General features: G+C 58.6%; 21 protein-coding genes. 9 read left to right on the plus strand and 12 right to left on the minus strand.

Features of this window, described 5'->3' with window-relative positions; all coding sequences use genetic code 11:
• Positions 1–3: 3 nt before the first annotated feature.
• Positions 4–1,275, minus strand: coding sequence for a hypothetical protein (locus Q1A63_RS17305; RefSeq protein ID WP_299632294.1), 1,272 nt, complete (start codon positions 1,273–1,275; stop codon positions 4–6).
• 468 nt (positions 1,276–1,743) lie between these two features.
• On the opposite strand from Q1A63_RS17305, the gene Q1A63_RS17310 reads away from it, so the two are divergent.
• Positions 1,744–2,949, plus strand: coding sequence for an MFS transporter (locus Q1A63_RS17310; protein WP_299632295.1), 1,206 nt, complete (start codon positions 1,744–1,746; stop codon positions 2,947–2,949).
• A 314-nt stretch (positions 2,950–3,263) separates the two neighbouring features.
• Here Q1A63_RS17310 and Q1A63_RS17315 read toward each other — a convergent pair whose 3' ends face one another.
• Complete coding sequence (locus Q1A63_RS17315) at positions 3,264–4,004, minus strand: class I SAM-dependent methyltransferase (protein WP_299632296.1); 741 nt, start codon at positions 4,002–4,004, stop codon at positions 3,264–3,266.
• 225 nt (positions 4,005–4,229) lie between these two features.
• On the minus strand, positions 4,230–4,730 hold the full coding sequence (locus Q1A63_RS17320; protein ID WP_298973012.1) for a MarR family transcriptional regulator: 501 nt from the start codon (positions 4,728–4,730) through the stop codon (positions 4,230–4,232).
• Between the two features lie 54 nt (positions 4,731–4,784).
• Here Q1A63_RS17320 and Q1A63_RS17325 point away from each other — a divergent pair, with 54 nt between their 5' ends.
• From Q1A63_RS17325 to Q1A63_RS17350, 6 genes are all read left to right on the plus strand, one after another.
• A complete protein-coding gene (locus tag Q1A63_RS17325; protein ID WP_299632297.1) occupies positions 4,785–5,804 on the plus strand; it encodes a YHYH protein in 1,020 nt (339 codons plus the stop codon).
• Between the two features lie 18 nt (positions 5,805–5,822).
• A complete protein-coding gene (locus Q1A63_RS17330; RefSeq protein WP_299632298.1) occupies positions 5,823–6,038 on the plus strand; it encodes a cytochrome b/b6 domain-containing protein in 216 nt (71 codons plus the stop codon).
• A 165-nt stretch (positions 6,039–6,203) separates the two neighbouring features.
• On the plus strand, positions 6,204–7,091 hold the full coding sequence (yghX, locus tag Q1A63_RS17335) for a YghX family hydrolase (RefSeq protein WP_299632299.1): 888 nt from the start codon (positions 6,204–6,206) through the stop codon (positions 7,089–7,091).
• 123 nt (positions 7,092–7,214) lie between these two features.
• The gene (locus tag Q1A63_RS17340; protein WP_299632300.1) at positions 7,215–7,676 is read left to right on the plus strand and encodes a hypothetical protein; all 462 of its coding nucleotides are present in this window, start codon (positions 7,215–7,217) and stop codon (positions 7,674–7,676) included.
• A gap of 1 nt (position 7,677) precedes the next feature.
• Positions 7,678–8,337 (plus strand): response regulator transcription factor, encoded by a 660-nt coding sequence (locus tag Q1A63_RS17345; protein ID WP_298973018.1) that lies wholly within the window; start codon positions 7,678–7,680, stop codon positions 8,335–8,337.
• A complete protein-coding gene (locus Q1A63_RS17350) occupies positions 8,334–9,689 on the plus strand; it encodes a HAMP domain-containing sensor histidine kinase (RefSeq protein ID WP_298973020.1) in 1,356 nt (451 codons plus the stop codon). The genes Q1A63_RS17345 and Q1A63_RS17350 overlap by 4 nt, the downstream gene beginning before the upstream one ends.
• A 4-nt stretch (positions 9,690–9,693) precedes the next feature.
• Here the strand turns inward: Q1A63_RS17350 and Q1A63_RS17355 are convergent, their stop codons facing one another.
• The 8 genes from Q1A63_RS17355 to Q1A63_RS17390 all read right to left on the minus strand — a co-directional run bounded on the left by Q1A63_RS17355 (position 9,694) and on the right by Q1A63_RS17390 (position 18,030).
• On the minus strand, positions 9,694–10,698 hold the full coding sequence (locus tag Q1A63_RS17355) for a hypothetical protein (RefSeq protein WP_298973022.1): 1,005 nt from the start codon (positions 10,696–10,698) through the stop codon (positions 9,694–9,696).
• A gap of 446 nt (positions 10,699–11,144) precedes the next feature.
• Positions 11,145–12,107, minus strand: a complete 963-nt coding sequence (locus Q1A63_RS17360) for a YHYH protein (protein ID WP_298973024.1) — start codon at positions 12,105–12,107, stop codon at positions 11,145–11,147.
• Positions 12,108–12,130: 23 nt separating this feature from the next.
• Positions 12,131–12,772 (minus strand): PEBP family protein, encoded by a 642-nt coding sequence (locus Q1A63_RS17365; protein WP_298973025.1) that lies wholly within the window; start codon positions 12,770–12,772, stop codon positions 12,131–12,133.
• Positions 12,773–13,459: 687 nt separating this feature from the next.
• A complete protein-coding gene (locus Q1A63_RS17370; protein ID WP_298973026.1) occupies positions 13,460–14,743 on the minus strand; it encodes a TRAP transporter large permease in 1,284 nt (427 codons plus the stop codon).
• A 9-nt stretch (positions 14,744–14,752) separates the two neighbouring features.
• Positions 14,753–15,280, minus strand: coding sequence for a TRAP transporter small permease (locus Q1A63_RS17375; protein ID WP_298973028.1), 528 nt, complete (start codon positions 15,278–15,280; stop codon positions 14,753–14,755).
• 75 nt (positions 15,281–15,355) lie between these two features.
• A complete protein-coding gene (locus Q1A63_RS17380; protein WP_298973030.1) occupies positions 15,356–16,336 on the minus strand; it encodes a TRAP transporter substrate-binding protein in 981 nt (326 codons plus the stop codon).
• A gap of 348 nt (positions 16,337–16,684) precedes the next feature.
• Positions 16,685–17,200, minus strand: a complete 516-nt coding sequence (locus Q1A63_RS17385) for a redoxin domain-containing protein (protein WP_299632301.1) — start codon at positions 17,198–17,200, stop codon at positions 16,685–16,687.
• 128 nt (positions 17,201–17,328) lie between these two features.
• The gene (locus Q1A63_RS17390) at positions 17,329–18,030 is read right to left on the minus strand and encodes a GntR family transcriptional regulator (RefSeq protein WP_298973035.1); all 702 of its coding nucleotides are present in this window, start codon (positions 18,028–18,030) and stop codon (positions 17,329–17,331) included.
• A 193-nt stretch (positions 18,031–18,223) separates the two neighbouring features.
• Here Q1A63_RS17390 and Q1A63_RS17395 point away from each other — a divergent pair, with 193 nt between their 5' ends.
• Both Q1A63_RS17395 and Q1A63_RS17400 read left to right on the plus strand, forming a co-directional pair.
• The gene (locus tag Q1A63_RS17395; RefSeq protein ID WP_298973037.1) at positions 18,224–18,967 is read left to right on the plus strand and encodes an SDR family oxidoreductase; all 744 of its coding nucleotides are present in this window, start codon (positions 18,224–18,226) and stop codon (positions 18,965–18,967) included.
• 21 nt (positions 18,968–18,988) lie between these two features.
• Entirely contained in the window at positions 18,989–19,300 is a 312-nt protein-coding gene (locus Q1A63_RS17400; RefSeq protein WP_298973038.1) for a cupin domain-containing protein, read from the plus strand.
• A 217-nt stretch (positions 19,301–19,517) separates the two neighbouring features.
• Here the strand turns inward: Q1A63_RS17400 and bluB are convergent, their stop codons facing one another.
• Positions 19,518–20,225, minus strand: a complete 708-nt coding sequence (bluB, locus tag Q1A63_RS17405) for a 5,6-dimethylbenzimidazole synthase (protein ID WP_298973040.1) — start codon at positions 20,223–20,225, stop codon at positions 19,518–19,520.
• Positions 20,226–20,241: the final 16 nt, after the last annotated feature.

The raw sequence follows: 20,241 nt of genomic DNA on the forward strand, positions 1-20,241 counted from the left end.
CTGCTATGCAATCCCCAGCGCCTGGCTGACTTCCCACAGGATTTTTCGGCCCGCGGCGATCTCCCTGTCATGCGATTCATCCTGATAAGACCGCAGTTCATGTAGGCAAAGCGAAAGCGCGCGCAGGTAGTCGCATAGCGCATGAAGTTCCATGTCTTCCAGACATTGCCGTACGACGCCCTCCCATGCAGTCAATAGGGCTGACAGCTTTTCCAGATCTTTACCGTGACCTGCCCCGACAGCATCGGATATGTCATCAGGCGCTCGGCCGCACAGGTGATCGAGACGGGCCAAAAACGCATTCGCTGCTGACACGGTCTGGGGCGAGACATCAAGGTCGATAGGTTGCCCCGGAGGGCGGGACAGCAGCAGCCATCGCAACTGCCGTGGCGTGAAGCATAACTTTATCCGGTCTGCTTTTTCCGGTGTCAGGTGTTCTGATACCGGATCCATCACATGGATTTTTGCCAGATCGATCTTGTCCTGACCGAATGCCCGGATGCAGGCGAGAATGCGGTCGACATATGCGGCATAGTCCGCCCGGAAAATGGTCACCAGTCCGTTGAAGCCGCGGTCCACCTTGTTCTTATGATAAAGCACGTCGCTCATGAAATACGTCCACGTCCCCATGGCGGTCGTGAGCGGACGATCCTCCGTGTCGCCAAAACGACGCGTGGCAAAAAGCGTCCGCGGTGGCTGTGTCGGTTCGGCCCCCGGGGCGTTCTCGACGGTGTAGGCGAGGCCGCGGTCCACAAGCTGACGCAGCATGTCGTCCGGGCGCGGTGGGACCATCACCTGGCTCTCGTGGGTGAACACGTCGATTGTGATGCCGAAGTCGTGAAATTGTTTGCGGATGCTGGCCAGAGAAAAATCAACGGTGATCGCGCGGAGTTTGGGCAGCCAGACGGCTTCGGGCTGCTGGTCAAAATCGCCGCTGTGCTGGTCCTGAATGTGCCGGATCAATTCGGATGTGAACCTTGAAACCTCGACATGGGCAAGGTCTTCGCCGCCTGCCTTTTGAGCACACAGAAGCGCATAGACAGAACGGGCGAAGGCGTCCGCCTGCAGCCCTGAATCGTTGACGTAGAATTCGCGCGTTACCGACCAACCGCAGCGCGCAAGAATATTGGACAGCGCATCACCCGTGATCGCCGCGACGATGTCCTGAAAATCCAAATCCCGATTGGGATCGGCTGAAACGAATTCGACATTTGCGAGGGCTTTACCGGTCGCGACTTGCGGCCAGATCTCTGCGTGTTCGGTCAGATCGATCATCCGGTGGTTTTCGATCGGAACTTTTGCGGTGATCCTGCGCCGCCGCACCGCACCCTGCGTCGATTGAAATGGATCGGGTTGATCATGAACGCTCCAAAGTCATCCTGTCGCTGGTGTTTTGCCATATCACAGCATTTGCGGAGGGGAATACCAGACCCGAAAACCTCATACAACATAGCGCGGCATGCGCGGCCGGGACCGTTTGTTGATGCTTACTCCAAAGAAGACTATGCCCGCAAAATGCAATCCGAAGGCGATCTGAGTGGTCTTTCTGGCCAAGAGACAATTCAAAGAGGCGATACAGACCCAAATTCACCGACTTTTCCGGAAGGATGCTGCGGTAAGTCTCCGAGCGCATCTTGGGTTTGGTGAGTGGGCCACACCCCGGTGGTTTGGGTCATTGGTGCCGTGTCCTACACGCCAACTCTTTTGACTTGCTTTGCCTGCGGGCCCGGTCGATAGGGTGATATGTTCAAGAACCGGGCCATTGTTTTCATTCTCATAACGCTGATGATCGATGCCATCGGTATCGGCATCGTGTTCCCCATCATGCCGGATTTGATGGACCGCGTGGGCGCGGGTGACACCGGGCAGGGCGCATTCTGGGGTGGGTTGCTGATGGCAGCCTACGCAGGAGCCTTGTTCCTGTGCGGCCCTATTGTCGGAAGCATTTCGGATGCGGTTGGACGCAGGCCAATACTGATTGCGGCGCTCGTCATGCTGGCATTGGATTATGTGGTCATGGCTTTGGCGGACAGTTTCTGGCTGCTCCTTCTCGGAAGGACACTCGCCGGTCTTGCAGGAGCGACCTACATTACCGCGACGGCCTATATTGCGGACATATCCTCCCCGCAAGAAAAAGCCGCGAATTTTGGTCTCATCGGGGCAGCATTCGGGATCGGCTTTGTCCTGGGCCCCGCCGTGGGCGGTATTGCGGCTGAAATAAGCATTGCGGCGCCCTTCTGGATTGCCGCGATCTTGTCGGCGGGCAACGCTCTGTTTGGATATTTCGTGCTGCCCGAGAGCCTGCCTCCGGACAAACGTCGCCCGTTTGGCAAGCGCGACCTCAACCCGTTCAAATCGATCTTGGATGCTTTCCGATTGCCGGGTCTTGCCGTACCACTGCTGTGCATTTTCATCTTCGAGTTTGCCAACATGGTCTACCCAACGCTCTGGGCTTTCTGGACCCGTGAAGTGTTCGATTGGCCGACCCTTTATATCGGGCTGTCGCTGGCAGCTTACGGTGTGTTGTTGGCATTGGTGCAAGGAGGGCTGATGCCGATCTTTATCAGGTGGATCGGAGATTATCGTACGCTCATGCTGGGGATGATATCGGCGCTGATTGGTATGATCGGGTTCGGCTTTACAGGGTCGATTGCGGCTCTGGTCGTCTTCCTGATGCTTGCGGCGTTGTCTGATCTTGTGCCTGCGCTGATGACAGCCATGGCGTCAAACCAGGCGGATGAAGACCGGCAAGGCGTTGTACAGGGCGTCATTGCGTCGCTGTCATCCGTTGCCGCAATCTTGTCGCCTCTGGTAATGACCTGGCTGTTTCAGAAATCCGTCGATGTGGAGGGTATCTATTTGCCGGGCGCGCCTTTTCTTTTTGCGGCCTTTCTCGTTTTCGCGATGATCCCTTTGGTGATCCGCCTGCGTGGGCATGCCGCCGTCTAGGATCGATTTGGCGAAACAACCTGCCCACTTGCTGAAGCTTCGGAACCAACGATGCTGGAGCTGCCATCAACACTTGGGTGTAGATGGCGGCAGTGTCGCAACCACTTTTGTGTATCAGGGGCCGTCAGTATGGTTGTGTGTCCGGCCTTTTTGCGCCGTTGCAAATTGCACCTGGCTTTGATGGACGCCCCAATCAAATCTCAGTCGCCCTGGTGAACCACTTTGGCAGCATAGGACAGGCTTCATTCAATAGGGCTCGGATCATTTTCGCAATCTGTATGGCCTGCCGACTCCTTAGAACACACCGACGTTAGCTATTCGTCTTTGTCCATTCGAAGGATAATCTCCGGGCTGTTTGCCCGAAAGGCAGCACCCGTCCAGTCTCCGCAAACCGAACCAATGCGAAGTCCGCCTGCGCGTCCGAGGTCTTCAATGCGATCCAACGTCAGAAAGCGAAGGGTGCTGAACGACGACAGAGGATGATCTTTGTCGCTGAACTCATATGTCTCTTTGAACGAGACGTATTCGCCATCGACGTTCAAGACCTCCTGTACGACCTTTAAAGATCGACCCCCGCCGAGCGCCATCGGAGGTCTTGCTTTCTTAGGTGTCCAGCGGGTCCATGCCTTGGCGGCGGGATTGCGTGTTTCAAACCAAAACGATGCTCCGGCGTTGAGGCGCGCGGCCACCGCCTTGAAGAGCGCAATGATATCATCGTCTTCCAAGAGACATTGAAATGCATGCCCTGTCATGATGCCAACATCGAAGCGCGGTTCGGGCGCTAAATCCGAAACATATCCCGTGACCCATCTCACATGCTGCGCCGCATCTTTCGCGCGCGCTGCGGCAATCATTTGTGGCGCGGGATCAACGGCCGTCACGGAATACCCACGTTTCGACAGCTCAAGAGCAAATGTTCCAGTGCCACATCCAATGTCGAGAACAGTGCAAGGCTGACTTGGAAATTGGCTGAGATAGAAATCAAAGTCATCGCGTGAAGCATTCAATGCATCGTAGACTTCTACAAGCGCACGATTTTCGTAGAGCTGGTCCATGCGTCCTTATGTAACTGATCTTGAGCAGGGGCAAACAGCGTTTCGGCAGGGTTGCCTGCCAAGAAAACACCACGGCTGATATGCGACGCGACGTCCAACCTCTTATCGTGAACCTATCAACTGTGAACTGCGCCGCGATCAGTCGAAAAGTCGCGCGTAAGACCTGCGAAATGCCGGAAAACCAGATTAATTTCTTCTTTCAACATCCGGCACTGAAAGTCCAACTCAGGTTAAGGCATCAGTCCTCTCGGAACTGATGTCCGCGTTGGGTCTTTCCCGCTTCGCGCGGCGTGCCCGCGGGGTCCGCCCGCCGAGCGCATCACGCAGGTCATGAGCAAGATCGGCAAGCGCTGCGGCTTTCTCGGCCCCAACCGCCTGCTGCACAATACCGTCAACCGCATGCCAGGCCGCGCGCACGTCCTTGAGAAGCCGGATTCCGCTGTCTGACAGTCGCAGGATGTTGCTGCGTCGCTCGTTCGGATCCTGGCGCCGCTCGATGACCCCAGCAGCCAGGAGGCGCATTGTCATGGTGCTCATGCTGGCGGCTGTGATGTTGCACTCTTCCGCCAATTCGACCTGCGACGATGGCCCCATGCGATCGAGCGCGTCGAGAACGCGGGCCTGGCCGGGGCCGAGACCCAGAGGGCGCAGTTCGCGGCGTACCGCATCTTCGACCAAAGCGGCGGAATGCAGCAGGAAATGGAGATTGGCTTCTTTGCGGGACATAAAAATGTTAGTAAGCTAACTTAGAATCGCAGGCAAGCACAAAGCAGAAACATGATGATATTCGAGGTATACCCGAGGCTTGGCACACGAAGCCTGGCTAAATACGGTCTCTTTCTCGCGTTGGTTTGCCTGTCTTCGGCCGCCATTCCGGAAGACAGCGATGCCCGTTTGGAGAGAATTGCGCAGGTCTTTGCCGACGCTACGATCATATCCGGCCCGACGCGTGTTGAGTGCACGCTGAGTGGCGGGACGGAAACGACCTGTTTCTCCATTACCGTTTCAGATGACCCCAAGACATACACCCCGGGCCCCTGGTGCCCCCGCAGCATCGAGGATGCTGCTGACGCGGGGGGTATCTGGTTGCACGACGGCAAAGTTCACGATGTCGATGGCAGCTTCATCGAAGGCCTGGCCGAGTTCTACGGCGATACCAAGTGGCAGCTCTTCGACCCTGAGACCGGGGCGGTCCGTTTCACCGGGACGCTCGCGGCCTGCGAAGCAGCGGCGCGCCCGGATGTCGATCCGGATTATCAGAATCATTGTGTCGAATGCCTGCCGGAATACGTGCCGGATGAGGCTACGACCACCTATGTCATACCGCTTGAGCCCGGAGCACCCGAGGGTGCGTTTTCGACGCGAATGTCTGGATCGGGCGTTGCCTATAACGGCGTGCGCTTGGATGGCCCGGCGCCTTTGGACGCGATCCTAGGTGCCTACACGCTCGCCCCATTCGATGATTGTGGCGGCCACGTGAACCTACACGTGGGGTATCACTACCACGCGGTCACCGATTGTCTGAACGATGGTCCCGCAGCGAGCCTGCCTGCGCATGGCGCCCAGGTCGGGATCGCGATGGATGGCCATCCGATCGTCACGCATCTTATGGCCGATGGGTCGGAGCCAGCTGATTTGGACCGCTGCAATGGTCATGTCAGTGAGGACGGTACCTATCACTACCATGCGGGCGCGGCCGGATCGAATGCCATTCTGGGATGCCTGCGGTCGGAAGCGGGCTGCACTCTGAACGATCCTGATGCCATCTGCGACGCCACCGCGCGCCGCCCGCGTCCCTAGCAGAGGCGACCCGCGCATATGCAATACGATTTCATCTCCCGCCTGAACCACTGGATCATCGCGATCACCATGATCGGAATGCTGCTCTTTGGTCTCTGCCTTGCATATGGTGGGCTGGAGCGTGAGGCGCGGGGCCCGCTGATCGAGATCCAACGGTCGGTCGGCATTCTGGTTCTGATCTATGGTGCCTGGCGGGTCGCTTGGCGCATGATTTCGGGGCGATCACCGCCTTGAGACGGGGCACTGCCGAACATCTTGGCGGCGCCGGTCGGACAGTGAATAATCGATCTGTGGCCAGCGTTTATCCACAAAGACGCTACTGATCCCGCCACAGCTTAACCACTAACCGAGAGAATCCATTAATCCAGCAACGACAACCAGATATCAGGGAGAATTGCGATGAACCGCATGACAGCCAAAGATTTCGACCAAGAACTCTTGGATCTTTACGATTTTTACGCCCATGGAAAGATCACCAAGCGCGAGTTTCTGGACCGCGCTGGCAAGTTTGCCGTTGGCGGTGTGACAGCTGCGGCTTTGCTCAATATGCTCAGTCCGAATTATGCGATGGCCGAACAGGTCTCGTTCAATGATCCCGACATTCACGCCGACTACGTCATGTATCCGTCGCCCAATGGCACGGGGGATGTCCGTGGCTATTTGGTGCGCCCTGCGGAGGTCGAGGGGCCGCTGCCGGCGGTTCTGGTCATTCACGAAAACCGGGGCCTGAACCCGTACATCGAAGATGTTGCGCGCCGTCTGGCGAAGGCGGGTTTCATGGCGCTGGCCCCGGATGGGCTGACGTCCGTTGGCGGTTATCCGGGCAATGATGCGGACGGTCGCGAGCTGCAGCGGACGGTTGACGGCGTCGCACTGATGAATGACTTCTTCGCGGGGTTCGAACACCTCCTGACGCGCGCGGATAGCACGGGCCGCGTTGGCGCGGTTGGCTTTTGCTATGGCGGCGGCGTGGTCGGCGCCATCGCTGTCGCATACCCGGAACTGGCCGCAGGTGTCCCTTTCTATGGGCGGCAGCCTGCAACGGAAGACGTACCCAAAATCGAGGCCCCGTTGCTGATCCAGATGGGGGAGCTTGATGAGCGCATCAACGCGGGTTGGCCTGATTTTGAGGCAGCGTTGCAAGCGAACGACAAGGTGTATGAGGCCTACATCTATGAGGGTGCAAACCACGGATTCCACAACGACAGCACGCCGCGCTACGACGAAGCCAAGGCCGAGCTGGCCTGGGAACGGACGGTCGGCTGGTTCAATACCTATCTGTCCTAGGGTCAGCGCGGCATTTGGGCGGCCGCCATGGCGGACCGTTTCATCGCATGTGCTGATCCGCCTTGCGGTTGCGGCTGCCCAGATTTGCGCCATCTCGCCCGCGTCGGCACAGGAGGTCACCCGATGCATCGCGCTGCGGTCATCGTTTCCGTGCTCTTGATGACCAGCACTGTCGTCACTCCACAGGACATCCGTGGCGCTGATGATCTCCCCACCCAAGGGGATTTCGAAGCCGCCCTTGCCGCGGCAAGAAAAGTTGTCCCCGAAAGCTTGATTATTGACGCCCGTCTGATCGAGCGTGGCGGCAGCCTCACCTACGAAATTCTGTTCATGGGCGCCGACGGTGAGTTGCACACGGTGCAGGTCGATGCGGCGCAGTCGCAAATCGTGAACCACTTCGACTCCGGTGAACCTGGCGCTTTGGAGCGCGACGAGGGTCGGAGAGAGAGACCTGCGCCTGAGGGTAAACGCGACGACCCGCACCCCTCACACGGACCAGGTCCTGACAAAGGGGAGAGGCGCGGTGGTTCCGGGTCGCAGGGCGACGGGCCACGCGGCGATGGGCCTCGCGGTAAGGGGAACTGACATGCGCCTGTTGCTGATCGAAGATGAGCGCCGCGTCGCGGTTCAGATCGTTGAGGCGCTGGAGGCAGAGCGGTTCACGGTCGATACCGCCGGCGATGGCGAAGACGGGTATCACCTTGGTGCGACAGAGATTTACCGCGCCATCGTGCTTGATCTTTCGCTTCCGCGTCTCGATGGCGTGTCAGTGCTGCGCGCCTGGAGGAGAGAGGGACTGGCAACGCCGGTGCTGCTGCTCACCGCACGCAACCGCTGGCAGGATCGTGTCGAGGGATTGAACTCTGGTGGTGATGACTATCTTGGCAAGCCCTTTCGCATGGAGGAGCTGATTGCGCGCATAAACGCTCTGATACGGCGCGCGGGCGGTGCCGCGTCGCCGGTCGCCAGCGTGGGGGCGATCACGCTGGACCCACAGGCACGGCGCGTGACGCGGGACGGGCGCGCCATCACCCTGACAGCGCATGAATACAAGGTCTTCGCAACGCTGATCCAGGCGCCCGACACGGTTCATTCCAAAGCGGATCTGGCCGAAATCGTCTATGGCCTGCATGATGAGCGCGACAGCAACACAATTGAGGTTTTTGTTGCGCGCCTGCGCCGCAAGCTTGGCCCTGCGTCAATAGAGACGGTGCGCGGCCTTGGCTATCGTCTTGGTCCGGCATGAGGCTGCGCTCGTTGCGCCTGCGTGTGTTGATCAGCGCCACGCTTTGGATTGCGCTGTCGCTCGGCATCGGCGGCTACGCGATCCTGACGGTTTTCGAAAAAGCGACGCTGCGCCAATTTGATCAACGGTTGCAGGAAGAACTGGCGGTGCTTCGGGTCGCGGTTGCGACGGAACCACAGGATCCGACCCTTCGTATGACCTCCCCATCGTTTTCGCGTGTCTATTCCGGGCTCTATTTTCAGGCAGAAACAGAAGGGTTTACCGTCGCCTCGCGATCCCTGTGGGACAGGCATCTGCCCCTTGGGGCACCAGGGACGATACCTGAACAACAGCTGGTCAGCGGCCCTGATGGTCAACAATTGCGGCTTTTGAGCCAAAGCGTGCGTGTGAACGATGGGCCGCGTTGGCGGCTAGGAGTTGCGGCGGATCTCGCCAGCATGGAGACGCTGGTGGCCTCTTTCAGGCGCAGTCTTTCGTTTGGCCTCTGCGTATTTGGTGTTTCGCTGATCGTTGCCGCAGCCTTGATGCTCAACGCTGCCCTTGGTCCGCTCAAGCGATTGCATGAAGCCGTCGTCCGGCTGTCGAACACGGATGCGCGTCCCGCGCCCGATGTATTCCCAATCGAAGTGGCTCCCCTCGTGCGCGACCTCGACCGGCTCATCGAGCGCAACCGCCGCCAGCGTGATCGGGGCCGGTTGCAGGCCGCTGGCCTGGCTCACGCGCTGAAAACGCCCACAACCGTGCTGTCGGGTGAAATCCAACGCGCGGCGCAAGGTCGTCCGCTGGATCTCAATGCGGCCGAAGATGCTCTGGCGCGCCTGAAGGAGGCAACAGCGCTGCATCTTGATCATGCTGCGACGGGTCCCGAGGCGATGCTGCCCGGAGAGCGTGTCGATGTGATGGCAACGCTGGATGATCTGGTCAGGGCGGTCGGGCGGCTTTATCCCCACATCAGATTTGACATCGAGGGCCCGCATCAGATGGGCCTTGCCGTGACGCTGCCCGATCTTCAGGAGATGCTGGGCAACCTGATCGAAAACGCCGCGTATTGGGCGCAGGGTCACGTGCATGTGACACTCGAAGCCGAGGGGGAGGCTGTGATCCTCATCGTGGAGGATGATGGCCCCGGCGTGCCCTTGCTTGATCGTGCGCGGGTTTTCGACCGCGGGGTGCGGCTCGATCCAGACCGGGGCGGGTCAGGGCTTGGCATGACGATCGCGCGCGATGTGGCAAATCTCTACGGTGGTTCAATCCGGCTCGACACGGCGGGACTTGGGGGTCTGCGCGTCATTCTGCGATTGCCTTTCGACGTCGGAGAGCACGGACCAGCGACCAATCGCGCTGGTCCATGAGGTGTCAAGCGATGAGCAGCAGGGAGGACAGGTCCTCCTCGACGACATCGGCAAGCAGGACCTCGCTATCGCCATAGCTCAGCGTTGTGTCCGTATCGTCGGCCACAACATCAATGTCGCTTGCGTCAATGCCACTGAACGAAAGCGCATCCACACCGACGACGAAATCCGTCACAATGTCGGCGCCGTCCCCTTCCACAAATTCAAAGACATCCGCGCCTCTGCCACCTGTGAGGACGTCATCCTCCGTCCCACCGTTGATGGTGTCGTCACCGCCGCCACCGTCAATCGTGTCTGCGCCCGCAGCCCCGGTCAGCAGATTCGCCTGACGGCTGCCCACAATCTGATCGTCATTGTTGCTGCCAAGCACATCCACAAAGTTCTCAAGTGTCAGCGAGAACGAGTCGCCCACCGAAAAGCCGCCTGTCTCCACGACGATGGTTCCGGTATAGGCGCCGGTGGAAAGGTTCACATCCGTGGCGACCGCCCCTTGGACAGACGTGGAATCCACCACATTTCGCTCACCCTTGTCGCCGATCACGGTTTCGACGACTTCGATTGTGCCCGCCGCGACGTCGAAAATACCAACCGAATCCGTGCCAAGGTCGCCCTTGTCCACCCCGCCCGGTGAACCGATCGAGATGGGCGCGTCGAGATCGGAATAGTCTGCGGTATCCAGACCATCGCCGCCCACGAAGGCATCGTTCCCGGCGGAGCCGATGAAGGTGTCGTCGCCATCGCTGCCAACGAGCGTATTGTCGCCCTCGGTCCCTACGATCGTGACGGTATCATCGTCTGGCACCTCGACCTCGACGGTTTCGTCGGCAGTTCCGTCACCATCCGTGTCGATGTCTGCGGTCACGAGGCCATCACCATCCGGATCGCTGAGGTCCAGATCGACGTCGCTCGTCCCTGCGAGATCCTCAAGATCAATCGTATCGCGGTTGCGGTTATTGCCCTGCCCCGCGCCGCCATTCCCACCGGAGTTTCCTTGTGTATTCGATTGCATTGTCGTCGTCCTTTCCGATTTTTGAAACGATCTGCCTCGGCGCCCCCTGACCGTCAAAAGGATCGGGTCAGTTGGTTGATCGTGCCACGCTGATGCGGGCAAGAGGGCTATGGCAGGTCCGACGTGAAGCGGCGCTGAACACCGCATTCATCCGACGTTCAGCTTGGGGATTCTGCGTTGCTGCGGGCGCGTTTTTGCCGATGACACCCGCGGTGCGATGTTGTGTCACGTCATGTCATCGCAATCTAGTCCAGGGAGGATTGGAGCAAGATCAGGAGCGCCTGCAGAGGTGGCGCAAGCAATCTATGGCTGTACACGCGATGCTCGTGTGCGGTGATCTATATGTTGGACGGGCCAGCGGATAAGGTGTGGCACGGCGACGGGCAGCTTTGCCAGGCAGAGCGCGGATGGCCGCGAAGCGTTTCACCCTCAAGGTAAAAGCCGAGCTATCGGCAGAATTCGCCGCTCATCTCCTCGCCGCCGTTGGTCACGGTCCGCGTCTCGAAATCATAGCACCCAGGCTGGTCCGAGGGCGCATAGCGAATGTAGTAAGCCGCACCTTGATAGCGGTAGTCCATGCTGCGGTTGCCATCTGCGTCTTGAGTGAAGGTGAGATCTTCCACCCCACCCCGCGGCGGTCGTCCGGGTGCCACGCCGCCGCCGTCGGCGGCAGAGAGCGGTCGGACGCGGGGCAGGTTATCAAAGTCCGGCACAGCGCCCATCAGACACTGCACGATATAAGGGGCGTCAGCCGATGTATGATAGCGGTAGCCAAAGAGGGCGTCGGGCTGCCCGTTGCAGACGTCAAGATCACCCGCCGCAATCTCGGAGCCGTCGGGATTGGCGTCACCGTAGATCGGAAAACCGTCGAAGGCCCAGCCGATGATCGCGGCATCGCCCGCATTCTCCATCTGCGCGATCATACAGGTGGGTGTCGCATGGTAGTGGTAATCATCGCCGCGACCGGCGTGGCCCCCGCAGACATCCAACTGATCGGTCTGAACCGTGTCATGCTGTGCCTGATGGTGCGCAAGATCCGCCGCGCTCATCTCGCCACCCGCCGTATAGTCATAGATCGGGACCCCATTCACGGCGACCCCCAGGGCCGCATCGCGGGTCAGCGCAGTGGTCCCGAGGGTCGGCGCCAGGATGATCGGCGCGGCATACTCCGCGGGAACGGGCACCTGTTCGTTCGTGCCTTCAATCCCGGTCATTAAATCGTGGTCGGGGTAGGTGTCGGACTGAATGATCGCGTGGCTGTCCGTGCAGGTGACAGTCACCTCCGCATCAAAACCCGCCTCGGCAACGGAGGCAGTCACGGCGGCGCAGTGATCTTCGTGACCGATCGCAAAAGAGGGCAGGGTGATGGCAAGCAGCGAAATGATCGCGCGCGTGGCGGAAGAGGTCATACGAAAAGCTCCCGTTTGCGCTGTCATTCGACCGTCAGCCGGCAAAGGACAGTATTGCTTTGCTCAAGATCGGGCCCCCAGATGAGTTCGGCGTCGTTCACCCATCGAATGCGGTCATAGCCATCCTTCGGATCGACCGCCTGTTCGGAATAGGCGTTGGCCTGCGACCAGTCGGAGGCATCAAACCCAGACTGATCCCACCCCTCGGGCTCCTCCATCGCTTCGAAAGCGCAGGCACCTTGGCCCGCGACTGGGTCCGCCTCGCGCTCGCAGGATTTGTCAAGCGGTGCCGTGTGCGTGACCCTGCATTGCCAATCGGTGTTGCTGACGGCGACCATCTGGCCGGTGGCATCGGTGATCTGGAGAATGACGCCGCCGTCCCCCATTTGCTGACGCCGCGAACCGATGTATTCGAGGCCGGTGTCGTTTTCCTTGAAATCTTTCGCAACCAGACCGATCACAAAGGGCCGTTCAGCCTCAAATGCAAAGCTTTCGGCGTTGAACGACCGCTCGGTGGTGATGGGTACGCTGTCTTCGGCGACCTGCGCGCCATTGATGCGCATCTCGAACCAATTATCCGCCCAGACATCAGCCGAAAAGGTCTCGGCAGGGAGGGCGGCGGCGGATGCAGTCAGGAGGATGAGTGCGGAGACGACGCTTTTCACTGGGTGACCCTTTCACATGGCTTCAGCTATAGAACGCGCTTGATCCCGGTTTCCGTCGCGAGAAACGCATGTTTCTTTGTTTTGCCGATCTGCATGACCTGTGCGGCGTCGTCTGTGCGATTTGCAGTCAACGAAATCAGCAGGTTCGGCGAAATTTTCATATGCAGCGGAATAGGGCTCATCTCTCTCTCTCTCTCTCTCTCTCTCTCTCTCTCTCTCTCTCTGTGTCTCTGAGTGTTTCATCTTTGGACGAACAACACGATCTCTCGCGGATTTCAGCGAAAGTCTCTGGCCTGTGGTGACGGACCGGCTGCTTTGTAGACGTAGAGCTTCCGGGGCTGGTTAATACAATTGCGCCACCGCAGGTCTCACAAATGCCGATGCTGGTGAAAGGCTCTGGAAGGTGCTGAGGTCCTGTTTAGCGGTAGAATATCGCTCTCCATTCTACCGCTTTAGGCGCGTTTTGTGGGTTCTAGCGGAGTAAGCCTGAAAATCTTCCAGCCATTTCTGCGCGATGGGCTTTTGCGGCTGTCGATCGGTCTCGCTGATCCACTAATCAATTCCGCTTACGGATAGTCAATCCTTAGGCCCAACAGCGCTGTGACGCGAAACGCCGCACCGCATGTTAGGAAATTGCGAGCCGCCTGCACCGCTAGATCCATCGTTGAAAATGGGGCGTCTGAACAATCATCCGCCGATCAGCTGGGGCAATGTGAGTGAAATGGCTGGTACGAAGGTAATCAACATGAGCGCAATAAAGATTGCGATGTAGAACGGCCAGATCGTCCGAACGGCCTTTTCCATCGGTAGTTTCCCGACGGCGCAGCCCACGAACAGGCACGAACCAACCGGCGGTGTGCACAGCCCAAGGCCCAGATTGACCAATAGGATCATTCCGAATTGCAGTGGATCAATGCCAAGACTATTGGCGACAGGCAGGAAGATCGGCGTGCAGATCAGGATCAGGGCAGCCATATCCATGATCATCCCCAGCACCAGCAGCACGAGGTTGATCATCAGCAGGATCAGAATGGGGTTTTCGGTGAGCCCTGTCAGCAGATCGACCGTTTTATTGGGGACCCGGTAGAAGGTCAGCATATAGGCAAAGGCGCCCGCACAGGCGATCAGGATCATCACCATTGCCGTTGTCTTCACCGCCTGGGCGACCGCCAGGCGGAATTTGTCCCAGGTGATCGAGCGATAGACCAGAAGGGTAACAACAAAGGCATAGATCGCCCCGAAGGCACCGGATTCAGTGACCGTAAACACACCCGACAGCACGCCACCCACGATAATGACCGCCGTCAAGAGACCGGGGATTGCACCAAAAAACGCCAGCGCCAGAGCGGTCCAGCCGGGGAATGGTTCAGCCTGATAGCCACGTTTCACGGCGACGAGATAGGCCGCCAGAGCGAGGCACAGACACATCAGAATGCCCGGGACCACGCCCGCCAGAAACAGCTTGGAGATCGAAATGCCACCGCCCGCGGCGATGGCGAAAATGATCATATTGTGGCTTGGTGGAATGATGATGCCGGCGATGGACGAGGTGACCGTGACGTTCACAGCGTAATCCGCATCATACCCCTTTTCCTTCATCACCGGGACGAGGATCGAGCCAAGGGCTGAAATATCTGCGATGGCTGAGCCAGAGATGCCGCCAAAGAGCATGGACGAGAAGACATTGACGATCCCGAGCCCGCCGCGCACCGCGCCAACGGCTGCCGATGCGAACCTGACCAGCCGCATGGCGATGCCACCGTGAAACATCAACTCACCGGCAAAGATGAAGAAGGGGATGGCCATGAGGGCAAAGACGTTGATGCCGCTCACAATCCGCTGAAAGCCGATCATCAGCGGCAACCCTTCGTACCAGAAGGCTGCAATGGCGGAGATGCCAAGGGCGAAAGCAACAGGCGTACCAATCACGACACACAGTGCGAATGCCCCCAGAAGAACCAAAATTCCCACGGTATATCCCTATTCAATACTGTCGCTGCGGTCGTCGACACCCGAGAACAAGCGGATGAGGTGACCAATGGAGAAGAGGAGTATTAGCCCACCACCAATCGTCAGGGGCAGCGAACGAAGCCCTTCGGGCAGTTGGATCAGGGGGATCAGGGACCCCCATTTGAAAATCGTGAGCTGCGCGCCATACCACAGCATAAGGCCGCCGAAGACGGCCATTATGACATCGGAGATGACGACAAAGACAGCGCGCACGCGCGGTGCAACGGCACTGCGCAGCACGGACACCGAAAGATGTGTATTTTCATGCACGCCAACCGCCGCGCCGAGAAAGGCGATGAGCATCACAAGGAGCAGCGCAACCTGTTCAACCCACGTCGGCGTTGCGTTCAAGACGTAGCGGCCAAACACCAGCCAGCCGAAAATGACCGTCAGAACAACCAGTGCGATTCCTGTCAGAATGCGGCAAATAAGGGCGAGCATATCGAGGGTTGCCGTCATGCGGCGGATCGTCGGGGGAATATGGGGCGCATCGCTCATCGGTATTCTCCGGCAAAAAGCGCCCGGCTCCAAGGATCGGGAGCCGGGCGTTCTCAGGTCAGTTCAGATAGCACGTCAGTCCGTTGCCTGAATAAGCTCCACAAGCGGGCGCAGGTCGGGGTTCGTGGCGAAATAGGCCTCATAAACCGGGGCCATCGCGGCCTGGAACGGTGCCTTGTCGGAGACTTCATTCACGACGACACCTGCGGCTTCAACGGCCTTGCGGCTTGCCGCTTCGCGTTCGGCCCAAAGATCCCGCTGCATCAGTGCTGACTCTTGTGCAGCCTCTTTGACTGCGGCCTGCATTTCAGCCGAGAGCGCATTGTAAGTATCTGTGTTGATGCAGATGCATTCCGGAATGATCAGGTGCTGGGACAGCGAATAGTAGCCCGCAACTTCAAAGTGACCGGTGGATTCGTAGGAGGGCCAGTTGTTTTCCGCGCCATCCACAACGCCCGTTTTTAGCGCCTGATAGACCTCGGCAAAGGCCATGGGTGAGGGGTTGCCGCCCAGTTCAGCGATCATGCCGGTAAAGAGGTCGTTGTTCATGACGCGAACCTTCATGCCCTCGACGTCCGCAGGCGTGTTGATCGCTTTCTCACCGTTATAAAACGACCGTGCGCCCGCGTCATACCATGCCAGGGGGAGCAACCCTTTTTCGGCCATGCCCGCTGCAATCGCGGCACCGCCTTCACTGTCAAGCACACGGAACATGTGCGGGACGTCTTTGAAAACAAAGGGCAATGAGACAACATTGGCTGCCGCTGCGATCGGTCCGATGGGTCCCAGGTTGAAATTGCCGACCTCAAGGCCGCCAAGGCGCACCTGCTCGACCGCGTCAGGCTGGCTGCCCAATGTGCCGCCGTGGAACATTTGCAGCGTGATCTCGCCACCGGTTTTTTCGGCAACCAATTCGGCGAATTTATCCATGGCCACGGTGTTGGGATATCCGTCCACGTGGATATTCCAGCCCCGCCAGTTCTCGGCGCTGGCAGCACTTCCTAGTGCGGCCAGGGCCAAGGCCCCGATCAGTGATTTGGATAGTGTGTTGAACATGATGTCCTCCCTTTCGTTTTGAACTTTCTTTAACCCACCGACAGGCGCTTTGCGCCAAACAAAGGCGCGCTGTGCACTGCACCCTCCTTTGGCAGGCTTCGTTTCTTCATGATCAAAGGAAGACTAGTATACCAGAATTGTCAACTGTGAATACCGTGTACCCTGCGCGCGTCAGAGATCACGTCTGTTTTCGCTGGACAAATTGCGCGAAACTTCACCTTGCGCGAGCATTCGCCGCGACAGAAACTCATATCGGCTGCGTGCAGGCGCAAAAATAAAACCGCTCAGCGGCCATTCTGCGCCAATCGGCACGACGGGCTCTGTTTTGGTTGCCCAGCGAGCGCGGGGCTAGGCGGTTCCCCGGACGGGCCGATTGTTGTCGATGTTAAAGATCATCCCGTCCAAAAGCTCTTCCAGATCCGGGCGCGCGGCGGGGCCATTGGAAATATCAACCAGCATCAGCATACCATCGGGTGTGAGGCCGAAGGCGCCTGGTTCGGCAAACCTGCCCGATGTCTCCGCTTCGGACAAAGGATCGGATACGTATAGCCCCAGCGACCGCATTTGCGTTTCCGTCAAACCGAAACACAGATCGAAATCCCATCCGAATTCTTCTTTATCCGCAACGGCTTTCTCAGCGGTATCCGCAGAGACCACCACCACGTCCATCTTGGCCGTCCAGGCGGGCAGGGCGTCATTCAGTTTGTTCAAAAACCGCTTGCAGCGCGGGCAGTGCCGACCACGGTAGACAAACAGCATTGTCCAGCGATCCTTGGGCTGCCCGACAGTGATTGTGCCGCCATGGGTCGCGGCAAAGCTGAGTTCACCGACAGGGGCGCCGACGCGGGGTTTGGTATGGGTCATTCGATGTCCTCTGATAGGTTTTGGCCGCATGCATGTGTTTAGGATGGGGTGCGGTATGGTCTCGGCCAAATCACGGGCCGGTCAAAATGGCACGCGGTGTCCCGAGTGCGGTGTGCGCGCTTGTCGTGTTAAGTGCCTCGAACCTGTTCGCGTTCGAAGTAGTTCGCATTCGTGACCGAAATCTGCTCGATTGTATCATCAAGGCGAGACAGGTGCCGCATGCCGCTCTCGACAGCGCCTTCAGGGTCATGCGTTTTAACCGCCTCAGCAATATCTCGATGGTCCGCAACGAGCTCTGGCATCCGATCACCTTTTGACAGGCTCAGAATACACAGGCGGTCCACCTTGGACTTTTCGGCCATGATCACGTCGAAGGCAAAATCCGCCTGGGCAATATGGCACAGAACCTTGTGAAACTCGTAATCCAGAGCGCCAAACCTATCGACGTCATTGTCCTCTATTGCCCGATCCTGTGCCGCGAGTGCGGCGTCAAGTTCTGCTGCACCGCTTGCGTCGCAATATTGCGCGGCGCGCCGTAAGACTTCCCGCTCAACGGCGGCGCGCACGAAACGCGATTTGGCGATCTCCCGGGAGGAAAACCTCTTCACTTCGGTGGCACGTTGCGGGCGGATCAGCAAGAGATCAAGCGTGGCAAGCCGGTTGAACGCGTCCCGCACGGGCTGCCGGGACACGCCGAATTGGGCGGCGATGTCGGCCTCGGAGATTTTATCACCCGGTCTTAGACGGAGCGACAGGATTTCCTGGTGAAGATGGTCAAAAATGTCATCGACACTTGTGCGCCGCTCGCCGAGTTGTGTTGCCTGAGCCATTGCATCATCTCCATGGTCTTTCTGGACTTCAAAAGGTCATATCGAAACACTATCGGGAACAAAACAGAGGCATTCATGTTGTCATTCTCTCTTTCCCTCGCAAGCTTGACCAGGTCTCGCGATACATATCACACTGGTATACCAGTTAAATGACTAGTATACCAGTGTGAGTGAAAACGGAAAAGGACAGCGCATGAAACTTGCAGGGCAAACGGCGATCATTACCGGCGGTGGTCGGGACATCGGACAGGCCGCCGCCATTAAACTGGCTGCGGAAGGGGCAAACGTGGCCATCAACTATTATTCCAGCAGTGCCGGAGCGGATGCCGCAGTGGAGCAGATCAAAGCGCAGGGAGGGCAGGCCTTCGCGCTGAAGGGTGATCTAACCAAGGTGGAGGATGTTGACGCGCTTGTCGCCAAGACAGTCGATGAGTTTGGCGGGATCAACGTGCTCGTCAACAATGCCGGAGGCCTGATCGCCCGCAAGACTGTGTCGGAGATGCCGCTCGAACACTGGAACGCAGTGATGAACCTGAACCTGACAAGCACATTCATGATGACGAAGGCGTGCCTTCGCCACATGGACACCGGAACCATCGTAAACCTGGCAAGCCAGGCCGGGCGCGATGGCGGTGGGCCCGGTGCGGTGGCTTATGCCACCTCTAAAGGTGCGGTTATGACCATGACCCGCGCGATGGCCAAGGAGTTGGGGCCGAACATCCGGGTCAACGCCTTGTGCCCTGGCATGATCGACACCGATTTTCATAATGTGCATACGCCCGACGCGGGCCGACGCGGGTATGAGGCTGCTGCACCGGTAAAACGACAGGGCAATACGGACGATACGGCCAACCTGATCTTGTTCCTCGCCTGTGCGGATTCCGCGTTCATCACCGGCACAAACATCGACATCAACGGCGGGATGGTATTCTCCTGACCGCTTCTGAAAGGATCTGACATGTCTGAATTTCCGATTGTTTCGACGGCAGAAAACGTGACCCGGCAGGTCCTTTCGGATCACCCCGAACTGATGGTGGTGGCTTTCCGTTTCGGCCAAGAAGGCGCCATTGGCGCGCTCCACAATCACCCCCACGTTCAGTCGACCTATGTTGAAAGTGGCCGGTTCCAGTTCACTCTTGGCGATGAAGTACGCGAGGTCGGGCAGGGGGATAGTTTTGTTATTCCGTCCGGGATGAAGCATGGGTGCGTCTGCCTGGAACCCGGCACGCTGGTCGATTGCTTCACACCGCGCCGGGAAGATTTTCTGTGAACTGAGCCCCGCAGGGCGACCTAAACAGCCTTCTTGATAGGTCCGGTTTGTCCCGAATGCCGACCTTATCCCCTGCGATATTGACCGGTGATCCCCGTGAAAGTGCTTACATGCCCTCTTCGAGCGCAAAACCGGCAAAAGCCCCGTTTGGAGCTGACGGCTGTACCTTAAATCAAGGCGACATTGCTAAGCTAGAGTGGGGTCGGCCCAGCAGCAGTCAACTCGTTGCGCTTTCGGATGTGGCCGGGTCAATCTTGCAGCCCCAGCGGTCCGCAAACACCAGATCCGCCAGTGGTAACCGTTTGCGCCAACCTTTTGCCTCGAGCTCGGGGATTTCATGTAAGGCGTCCACATGGCCCAGACACAGATAGGCCACCGGCACCACGTGATCGGGCAGATCCAGAACGGTGCGGATGTCGTCCTCGCGAAAGATGCTGACCCAGCCAACGCCAATACCTTCGGCCCGGGCCGCGAGCCAAAGGTTTTGCACCGCGCAGACGGTTGAATAAAGGTCCATCTCCGAATTATGAGTGCGGCCCAGGACGACCGGCCCGGCCCGCTCCCGGTCACAGGTGATGCATAGATTCACCGGCGCTTCGAGAATACCTTCGAGCTTAAGTGCTGAATAAACCGGGCGGCGGTCGGCGGGAAACATGGCCACAGCCTCGGCATTGGCGCGCACAAAGGCGGTCTGCATCTGCGCCTTCACCTCTGCATCGCGGATCACGATAAAGTTCCATGGCTGCATGAACCCGACAGAAGGCGCGTGATGGGCGGCATCAAGAAGCCGCATCAAAACGGCGTCCTCAATGGGGCGGGGGGTGAATTGACTTCGCACATCGCGACGGGTGTGAATGGCGTGGTAGACGGCGGCCTTTTCTTCAGCAGAAAACGGCCCCGTCGGGGCAGGAACGGGTGGCAACATGACATATCCCCTGTCA

Source organism: uncultured Roseobacter sp. (assembly GCF_947499265.1).
In the GTDB taxonomy this organism is placed as follows: Bacteria; Pseudomonadota; Alphaproteobacteria; order Rhodobacterales; family Rhodobacteraceae; genus Roseobacter.